The organism is Armatimonadia bacterium, assembly GCA_039679385.1.
In the GTDB taxonomy this organism is placed as follows: domain Bacteria; phylum Armatimonadota; class Zipacnadia; order Zipacnadales; family JABUFB01; genus JAJFTQ01.
Genome location: JBDKVB010000070.1, coordinates 96,014 through 102,588 on the forward strand (window position 1 = coordinate 96,014; position 6,575 = coordinate 102,588).

General features: G+C 63.7%; 5 protein-coding genes. 4 read left to right on the forward strand and 1 reads right to left on the reverse strand.

The window, feature by feature from the left end; all coding sequences use genetic code 11:
• Positions 1-72: 72 nt before the first annotated feature.
• The gene (locus ABFE16_08090; protein ID MEN6345254.1) at positions 73-1,119 is read right to left on the reverse strand and encodes a uroporphyrinogen decarboxylase family protein; all 1,047 of its coding nucleotides are present in this window, start codon (positions 1,117-1,119) and stop codon (positions 73-75) included.
• A 171-nt stretch (positions 1,120-1,290) separates the two neighbouring features.
• On the opposite strand from ABFE16_08090, the gene ABFE16_08095 reads away from it, so the two are divergent.
• The 4 genes from ABFE16_08095 to ABFE16_08110 are packed head-to-tail and all read left to right on the forward strand — an operon-like array spanning position 1,291 to position 6,452.
• Positions 1,291-2,403, forward strand: a complete 1,113-nt coding sequence (locus tag ABFE16_08095) for a uroporphyrinogen decarboxylase family protein (protein ID MEN6345255.1) — start codon at positions 1,291-1,293, stop codon at positions 2,401-2,403.
• An 8-nt stretch (positions 2,404-2,411) separates the two neighbouring features.
• Positions 2,412-4,346 (forward strand): DUF6785 family protein, encoded by a 1,935-nt coding sequence (locus ABFE16_08100; protein ID MEN6345256.1) that lies wholly within the window; start codon positions 2,412-2,414, stop codon positions 4,344-4,346.
• 44 nt (positions 4,347-4,390) lie between these two features.
• Positions 4,391-5,395: a uroporphyrinogen decarboxylase family protein gene (locus ABFE16_08105; protein ID MEN6345257.1), complete on the forward strand. Its 1,005-nt coding sequence runs from the start codon at positions 4,391-4,393 to the stop codon at positions 5,393-5,395.
• A gap of 52 nt (positions 5,396-5,447) precedes the next feature.
• Positions 5,448-6,452: a zinc-binding alcohol dehydrogenase gene (locus ABFE16_08110; protein ID MEN6345258.1), complete on the forward strand. Its 1,005-nt coding sequence runs from the start codon at positions 5,448-5,450 to the stop codon at positions 6,450-6,452.
• Positions 6,453-6,575: the final 123 nt, after the last annotated feature.

Here is a 6,575-nt window from a genome sequence, read left to right on the forward strand (position 1 = left end):
GTTGCGAGGTGAAGTGAAGCGCGGGTGACATAGCCCGCGCTTCGTGGTGACCGGTCTGCTCGGCAGTGCGTGCTATCGCTGCCAGTGGGCCAGGAGGTAGTCGATGTACCGATCCATCATCTCGCCGGGGATGTTGGGCGGCAGGTGATTGCCGACGGCAAGGATCAGCCCCTTGCAGCCTCTGGCGGCCTCGAAGGTCCTGTCGAGGCTGTCCTTCACCGTCTCCCAGGGGCGGAAGGCCAGGTCCCGGCAGTCCACGTAGCTCCCCACCAGGCAGCAGCGGTCTCCGAAGTGGTCGACCATCCAGCCGAAGTCGTTACAGGGCTCGAAGATGAAGCCATCCACGCCCAGGTCCGCGATGTCCTCGGCGAACTCCGTGAAGTTGCCGTCGGAGCAGAACAGTATCTTCTTGCCGGCAGCCTTGAGTGGCTTCCACAACTCGCCGTAGCGTGGCAGGATGACCGACCTGTAGATGCTGGGATGCATGAAGGCGCCGCTGGTCCAGACGAAGTCGTCATGTTGGATGATGACTTCGGCGCTGGTCTGGGCCCAGGCCTTCATGTGGTGCTCGGTGAAGCGGAAGAGGCGGTCGAGGACGCCTTCCAGCTTCGCGGGCTCAGAGGCGGCCAGAAGCAGCATGTCCCAGCCGAAGGCCTGGATCGCGCCGGAGATGATGGTCTTGTAGTAGCCGCCCGTCACCAGTTGGTCGGGGCGAGTCTCGCGTGCGCCCTGGATCTGCTTTTCGTAGGTGGCCACCTGCTCGGAGAAGTCGGGCAGGCCATACTCGGCGATGGGATCGAAGGCCCAGACCTCCTCCGGTGTCCTGAAGGGGCACTCCTTGGGCTGGCGCAGGTCACTGCCATCGGCGGCGTACTCGGCATGGCCCATGTCGGTGGCGCGACCGAGGGCCAGCCAGTTACCGTGGAGACCGTCGTTCGTGCCGAAGGAGAAGTCGAAGCCCCAGAGCTTCTCAAGCTCGAGCATCGCTGCCGGATCGGCGGGATCGAGACCTGTCTTCCGGCGCAGGTAGTCCTTGTGGTAGCCCAGGCTGTACTCGGTATGACCGAAGCGTGGCGTGGGCTTGAGGTTGATGCAGTCAAGGGCAATCTGCCGGCTCATGGGGTAGCTCCCGGGGTAAGCAATCACGCAAGGCGAGCCTAGGTTCGCGGGTGATCGCAGGCCACCTCCTTACGGCTTCGGCACTGCGTTCCCAGGAGGTGGCCTGTGGCAAGAGGCCGAATGGTGCAGCAAGAACTAGAGGTACTACTTCCCACGCGGAGGAGCCTGGTCGTGACCAATCGCGAGCGCTACGTGAACTGCGTGACCTTCCGTCCCGTGGACCGAGTCCCGAACCACGAACTTGGGATCTGGGGCCAGACCTATGACCGCTGGCTGACCGAGGGCATGCCTCCGGAGGCGATTCGTGAAGCCTGGTTCGACGGGATCGAGTACTTCGGCCTCGACCGGCGCGAGTTCCTCAACATCAACCTGGGGATGATCCCGGCCTTCGACCACGAGATGATCGAGGAGACCGACCGCTATGTGATCGCCCGAAATGGGCAGGGCATCGTGACCAAGGCACTCAAGGAAGGCACGGCGCACGGGACGCGCATGTCCATGGACCAGTACCTGCGCTTCCCGGTGGAGACCCCGGAAGACTTCGCCGCCCTCAGGAAGCGCTACGAGGCAAGCAACCCGCTGCGCTACCCAACCTACTGGGACAGCCGGGTGAAGTGCTGGAACGCCCGCGAGCACACAATGTGCCTGGGCGTGAATACCTGTGTGGGCCTGTATTCGAACCTGCGGCGCTGGATGGGCACAGAGAACCTCTCGCTGGCCTTCTACGACCAGCCGGAGCTGGTGCACGAGATGGTGGAGTTCGTCGCCGACTTCACGATGCAGACCGTGCAGCGGGCCGTCGAGGACGTGGACATCGACTACTTCAACTACTTCGAGGATTTCGCGTGCAAGTCGGGGCCGCTGCTCTCGCCGGCGATCTTCCGCAAGTTCTTCATGCCGCACTACAAGCGCATGAACGAGTTCTTCCGAGCCCACGGGATCACCATCATCGCGCTGGACTCGGACGGGAACACGGAGCCGCTGATACCGCTGCTGATTGAGTGTGGGGTGACGCTGCACTGGCCCTGCGAGATTGCCTCGGGGATGGAGCCGCAGAAGCTGCGCAAGGAGTATGGTCATGACCTCGCGCTCTCCGGCGGCATCGACAAGCGAGAGATCGCGAAGGGCCCGGAGGCGGCTGAACGCGAGGTCCTCCGCAAGGTCCCTGAGTTGACTGCGGACGGCGGCTACATCCCGACGCTGGACCACACCTTCCCGCCGGACATCTCGTACGACAGCTTCCTGCACTACCTGGAGATCAAGCAGAAGTGCCTGGAGGGCTAAACGCACTCATGGTCCCCGGGAGCGCGGTAGAATCGCGCGGGACTGAGCACAAGGGAGTCGCACCGGTCACCTGGCGTGCAGTGACGCTGGGGTGTGTGTTGGTGCCGCTGAACGTGTGGTTCGTGGTGACCGGGCTCTACTGCGGGCAGAGCCGCCCGACCACGGTCAGCCTGATCTTCAACGTGGTCATCACGATTGCAGTGCTGGCGCTGCTCAACGGCACGGTGCGACGGCTCAGGCCGAAGTGGGCACTGAGTCAGGGCGAGCTCGTGGTGATCTACGCCATGCTCAGCCTTGGGTCGGCGGTCGCAGGACTGGACCAGATTCAGACCTGCGCCGAGGTCGTCGCGCACCCGATCTGGGGAGCCACGCCGGAGAACAAGTGGGAGGACCTGTTCGTCACCCAGATGCCCAAGTGGCTGACGGTGAGTGACGAGCGGGCGCTGCAGGCGTACTTCGACAGCCACCGGCCGATGTTCGAGACGCACTACTGGCGACCGTGGCTGCGAGTAGCGGCACTGTGGTCGGGCTTCAGCCTCACGCTCATCATGGTCATGACCTGCCTGAACACGCTGTTCCGGAAGCAGTGGACGGACGAGGCCAAGCTGAGCTTCCCGATCATCCAGCTTCCGCTGGAGATGACCCGGGCTCGCTGTGCGCTGTGGACGAGTGGGCTGTTCTGGATCGGGTTCGGGGTCGCCCTCTTCATTGACCTGCTGAACGGTCTGCACTTTCTGTACCCGAAGGTGCCGCACATCCTGGGTGAGATGGGGTCGCAGTACGACCTGAACACCTACGTGCGGAATCAGCCCTGGCGGGCGATCGGCTGGACGCCGATGCGCGTCTTCCCCTTCGGCGTCGGGCTGGCGTTCTTCATCCCACTGGACCTGGCCTTCAGCTCGTGGTTCTTCTACGTGCTCAGCAAGTTCCAGCGGGTCGGGGCCACTGCGCTCGGCTGGGGAAACCTGCCCAAGGCCCCGTGGATTGACGAGCAGATGCATGCCGCGTATCTCGCGCTCGCGGTATTCTGCCTGTGGTCGTCGCGCAAGCACCTGAAGGACTCGCTGTACGCGGCGCTCGGGTATCGGGCCTATGACGACAGCGGCGAGCCCCTTCCCTACTCCTGGGCGCTGTGGGGAGTGATCGTGGGCTGCGTCGCGTTGCTGGTGTTCTGCCTGCGTGCGGGGATGACGCTGTGGCCCGCGGTGGCCTTCCTGGTGATGTACTTTCTGGTCTCGATTGCGATTGCGCGGATTCGTGCCGAGCTGGGATCGCCGGTTCACGACCTGCACAAGATCGGCCCGGAGGCGATCATCACCGAGGTGATCGGCGCTGGACCGCTGGGCGTGGCAAACCTGACGATGTTCTCGTTCTTTTGGTCCTTCAACCGGGCGCACCGGAGTCATCCGATGCCGCACCAGTTGGAGGCGATGAAGCTGGCTGACGAGGTGGGGCTGGACCAGCGGCAACTCACCGGCGCTCTCATGCTGGCGACGGTGCTGGGGCTGGCCGTCGGCTGGCTGGTGATGCTCAACGACGGCTTCGCCTATGGAGGTCGTTCGGGGAAAGGTCAGGAAGCCTTCGTGCGGCTCCAGGGATGGCTGACGAGCCCCGGTGAGACGAACTGGTATGCTGTGGCTGCCCTGGCCGGCGGGGCGATCGTGACGGGGTTCCTGGCGGCCATGAGGTCGCGCTTCGCCTGGTGGTCGCTGCATCCCGTGGGCTTCGCGGTCTCGGGTGGCTGGTCAATGTCGCTGTTCGCGCCGTCGATTCTGGTGGCGTGGTTGGCGAAGGCGATCCTCCTTCGCTACGGCGGGATGTCCTCCTTCCGCCCGGCGTCGCGGTTCTTCTTCGGGATGATTCTGGGCGAGTTCCTGGCCGGCACTTGGTGGGGCCTGTACGGGATTGCGCTGCACCAGCCGATGTACAACTTCCTTCCCTGACCCCTGGCGAAGAGGGGCTTACGACTCGGGAGAGGCATGGACCAATGACCGTTCGCGAACGCTTCAAGGCTGTGATGAACTTCGAGCCCTTCGACCGGCTGCCCGTGGTCGAGTGGGCCGTCTGGTGGAACCAGACCATCGACCGCTGGCACACGGAGCAACTGCCGGCGGAGGTGGTGGACCGTTATGACATCTGTCGACACTTCGGGCTGGATCTGTACCTGCAAGGCGGGTTCCCGATTCGTGGCAAGGGCTGCCCTGCGCCTGCTTCACATGGAGCGGGAATCCTGACCAACGCAGAGGAGTACGAGCAGGTTCTGCCCTTCCTGTACCCCGAGGGGGTCGTGAACCATGGGATGTGGGAGCAGTGGGCACAGATGCAGGCGAAGGGCGATGCCGTGCTGTGGTTCACGCTGGAGGGGTTCTTCTGGTACCCGCGAACGCTGTTCGGAATCGAGCGGCACCTGTATGCGTTCTTCGATCAGCCTGAGCTGATGCGGCGGATGAATCAGGACCTCGTCGAGTGGCAGATCCGGGTGGTCGAGGAGCTGTGCGAGGTCTGCACGCCTGACTTCATGACCTTCGCCGAGGACCTGAGCTACAACCACGGGCCGATGCTGTCGAAGGCCATGTTCGACGAGTTCATCCTGCCCTACTACCAGCAGATCATCCCGCGTCTGCGCGAGCGTGGGATTATTCCGATCATCGACTCCGACGGCGATGTGACGGTCCCCGCCTACTGGTTCGAGGAGGCTGGGCTTGAGGGTATCCTGCCGCTGGAGCGCCAGGCCGGAGTCGATGTGGCACGTCTTCGGAGCGAACACCCGCGGATGCGGTTCATCGGGCACTTCGACAAGATGACCATGAACAAGGGCGAGGAGGCAATGCGTCGGGAGTTCGAGCGACTGCTCCCAACGGCTTCGCAGGGCGGGTACATCGTTAGCTGCGACCACCAGACACCGCCCGGCGTTTCCTATGACCAATACCAACTGTATCTGCGCCTGTTCCGCGAGTATGCGGAGGAGGCAGGGCAGAGATCACGGCAGTAGTCAGACGTCCAGTCTGCCCGGTGAGAGCCGGGCTCAAGGAGAGAGTCCCAGGATGCGAGCCAAAGCACTCATCTGCGATGAACAGCAGCACTTCAGCCTTGAAGAGGTGGACCTGCCGGACATGACGGCGAAGCAGATCGCCATCCGGACACTGTACACCGGCGTCAGTATCGGCACCGAGTTCGCGCTCATCCGCAACAAGATCTCGTGGGGACCCTATCCCCTGTGCACCGGGTACCAGGGCACCGGAATCGTGGAGGCCGTCGGTGCGGAGGTGGGCAACTTCGCGGTCGGCGACCGCGTGTACTTCCGGCGCAACGATGCCATGGCGCTTGCAGACGGGCAGAAGGTGTCCTGCGTGAGTGGCTCGCACTGCTCCTACGCGATCCTGGACCCGAACACCAGCCATGGCGCCGCGGTGCTTCCCGAGGGTGCGCCGATTGACGTCGCGTCGATGTTCGTGATGCCTGCGGTCGGGCTGAATGGCGTCGATATGGCGAACCCGCGCATGGGGACGACGGTCGTCGTGCACGGTGCCGGGATGATTGGCCAGGCTGTGATCGCCGCCTGCGCTCACCGCGGCTGCGTGGTCATCGCCATCGACATGAACGACAAGCAACTCGAGACCGCGCAGAAGATGGGCGCCGACTATGTGATCAACGCCGCCACGAGTGATGCGAAGGCCGAAGTCGAGAAGCTGGTACCCGGTGGCGCGGACATGGTGTTCGAGTGCACCGGCATCCCGGCGTGCATCAATGTGGCGGTTGAGCTGTGCCGCCGCGACGGGTCCTTCGTGTGGCAGGGGAACTACGGGGCAGCGCCGCTGTCCTTCAACTTCCTCCCGGCGCACGGACGGCGGCTCAAGATGTTCCTCCCCTGCGACGACGGCATGGCCCCCTGCCGCCGAGCGGTCGTGAAGAACATGGCGATGGGTGCGCTCAAGTGGGAGCACACGGTCACGCATCGCATCGAGGCTGCAGAGAGCCCGGCGATGTACGAGCGCATCAACCAGGGCGACCGCGACGTCATCGGGGTCATCGTCCACTGGGCTGACTAGCCCGCATTATTCATGAGTTGCTGAGGAAGTGAAACCGGAGAGACGTCGAAATGGGGTTCTGCGCCAACAGAAGGCCCTTTCGGGAGGTCTCTCCGGTATGACACAGTGTCTTGGCCAGCTGCT

Bases quoted from the DNA above. Each gene is read 5' to 3' on its own strand.
- ABFE16_08105 (MEN6345257.1), top strand. From the start codon at position 4,391: ATGACCGTTCGCGAACGCTTCAAGGCTGTGATGAACTTCGAGCCCTTC.
- ABFE16_08110 (MEN6345258.1), top strand. From the start codon at position 5,448: ATGCGAGCCAAAGCACTCATCTGCGATGAACAGCAGCACTTCAGCCTT.
- ABFE16_08090 (MEN6345254.1), bottom strand. From the start codon at position 1,119: ATGAGCCGGCAGATTGCCCTTGACTGCATCAACCTCAAGCCCACGCCA.
- ABFE16_08100 (MEN6345256.1), top strand. From the start codon at position 2,412: ATGGTCCCCGGGAGCGCGGTAGAATCGCGCGGGACTGAGCACAAGGGA.